General features: G+C 37.3%; 2 protein-coding genes and 1 pseudogene. All 3 read left to right on the top strand.

Going from position 1 to position 2,397, the window contains the following annotated elements; translation table 11 throughout:
• A pseudogene (locus GFJ36_RS29525) lies at positions 1-223 on the top strand (Holliday junction resolvase RecU); the annotation flags it as partial.
• Between the two features lie 136 nt (positions 224-359).
• Entirely contained in the window at positions 360-725 is a 366-nt protein-coding gene (locus GFJ36_RS11630) for an ArpU family phage packaging/lysis transcriptional regulator (protein WP_097890053.1), read from the top strand.
• A 903-nt stretch (positions 726-1,628) separates the two neighbouring features.
• Positions 1,629-1,826 carry a hypothetical protein gene (locus tag GFJ36_RS11625; protein WP_016119215.1) on the top strand — a complete coding sequence of 66 codons (198 nt, stop codon included), beginning with the start codon at positions 1,629-1,631 and terminating at the stop codon, positions 1,824-1,826.
• Positions 1,827-2,397 lie beyond the last annotated feature (571 nt).

Below are 2,397 nucleotides of genomic sequence, written 5' to 3'. Positions count from 1 at the left end.
CAAGAAGTCTATACCGAGGGCGGATTTTGATATTTATGGGTACTTAGTAGAACAGACGGAACGAGCGCCAGTGGATTACTTACAATATGTAGACGAAGCAGTAACTCCAGTTATGTTTGACGGCATGATTCAATTTGATCAGGACCATAAGAAGGTAGCAAATAACATTGAAGTAGCAAAAGAGAAGATGGCAAAGAAGAAACGTAAATTATTAAATGCTTAATGGATAACGGAACTATGCAGGGGGGATGATGGGGATACTCGCTATGCATGTTTCTCTTATTCAACAAAGAGATAGTAAAATTTCACGTACCTGATGTGAATATAAAAACCAAAATTCGAAATAGGGGGATTCCTTCATGGAACAATTAACTTTATTACCAGCAATCGATGACAAGAAAGTGCAAAAGGAAGTAGTCAGCATCTTAAAGGAATACCGTGCATTAAAGATGCGATTCAATAATGAAGTGGAACAAGAAGGGATCAGTCTGTTTCCAGAGATACGAAATTCAAGAAGAGTAAGCGAATTAAAGGTGAACCAAATAGAGAAGACTTTAGAACATATCTTAGATGAGGATGAAAGAAACATCATCACTATGAAGTTCTTAGACAACAAACCAGTTAAAGATTCATTCGTACAAAACGAATTGATGATGAAAAACTCATACTTTTATGAGAAGAAGAGTGCAATTAAACTGATCGCTACTACATTAGGAATCATTTGAAAATGGCAGAGAAAAAGCAGAGAAATAGCATATTTTTTGGGGAGTTTTTGCAAATGAAAATAACGGTAAATTATATGTACAAGCCCTTTGACAACCGCATATCGAAGAGGATTAGTACACCTTAAAGTATACCGCGGCAGGGCGGGCATGGGCGGTAAGAATCTCGCCATAAGGGTGGTAAGATTCCCTTAAATGATTAATAATGACATATTCCAGGGTGGCGGGTGTGAGATAACTCGCATTCGTCATGCTGTTTCTAATTTGTATTTATCAATTAGTTCGGAACGCGTCCTCTGGGTTGATAATAAATATAAGTCTATTACTCTCTAGTATGTCGGTCTTGAAAATGGAATGGGGGTGGTTGCTCATGATTGAGTGACACTTGCATTCTAAAAGTCTAAAACAGTATACGTGATCTCGTGCATTAGTAATTATTCACGACTCTTATTAATGACCAAAACGAGGGCAAAGAGTTCCACTCTTTGTTTGAGCCAATACAGCGGAAATATTCCCCTTCCGTCCCCCTAGTGTATTGGTTCAAACAAGGCGTCGGAAGAAACACATACGTCTTGATATAAATCCTTTATAATTTGGAAACGGTCAGCTAAGGTCAGCGACAACCGATGTATTGACCAAGACGACAAATTCTCATAGGGAGGACTATTCTTAGTCTTCTCCCAGTCACCGAACGTAAAGTGCGTAGTTAATAAGAGCTAAAAAATTACATGATGCGGTGGCTTGGAGAAGGTTGCGAGTACTCAGCCTTGATCTAAGAGAAACTTTGCCATTTGTTTTCTCTCTTCCCCTTTAGGAGCTGTCACCTTTCGGTGATGGCTTTTTGTTTTGTAGGATATTCTTCTTTTCTGTCGAATAGATAGATTGGGAGAGGCGGGGGATAAGTAAATGAAAAAATTTATAATAAGTATAGAAGCAGTCGATGGTAAACAACACGAATTTGAAATTGAGCATAAAAAGACAGTAACAGTTGCTGCTATAGAAAATTCTATACAAGCAAGAGAAGCTAGATTCTTCAGATTTGGAGATCGTATGGTTAATTTGGACAATGTATTCTCTTTGGTGGTAAAGGAGAAGAAGGATTAAATACAAAAAAAGCATCCATAACGGGTGCTTTTTTCTTTGTTAGATAGAAATTACACATTAAACCAGTAAAACTTTGAATGAGACAAGCATATACTAATAACTGAACACGACGTATTCATTCTTTATAATCGTATCGGACGAGCACCTTTTAGGGCTCTTTTTTTTATTGCACATAAGGAATTCCCAAACATACAATATCGAGTCAATGCCAACCAACTTATTCCTTTTCCGAGAGCTATATATATTCCGCTATAAAGCTCTTTTATGTTGCGCTATTAGAACGGGCTGGGCATTGTCGTATATTTAATACTCAGAAGCTTAGGGCACTTTATAGTGTTCTTTTTTTATTGAACAAAATGGACATTTGGGTTAAAGGATATCTATATAAATAGGTAGAATCTAATTAGTTGGTTCACATTTTAATCCAAGGGGTACTAATTCGATGCGGCGTGAAAAGGATTTGTTGAAACAATGGAAGGCGGATCTGCAAGCTATTCAAGAAGAGAAAAGGCTGAAGAAGAAGGCTAAGAAAAAGAATAAGAAATATAGCATTCCTGGTAATACAGCTGAC

The organism is Bacillus sp. EE-W1 (assembly GCF_009760835.1).
Lineage (GTDB): Bacteria > Bacillota > Bacilli > Bacillales > Bacillaceae_G > Bacillus_A > Bacillus_A wiedmannii.
Note: the sequence above shows the minus strand (reverse complement) of the source record. Positions and strands in the feature narration are given on the sequence as shown.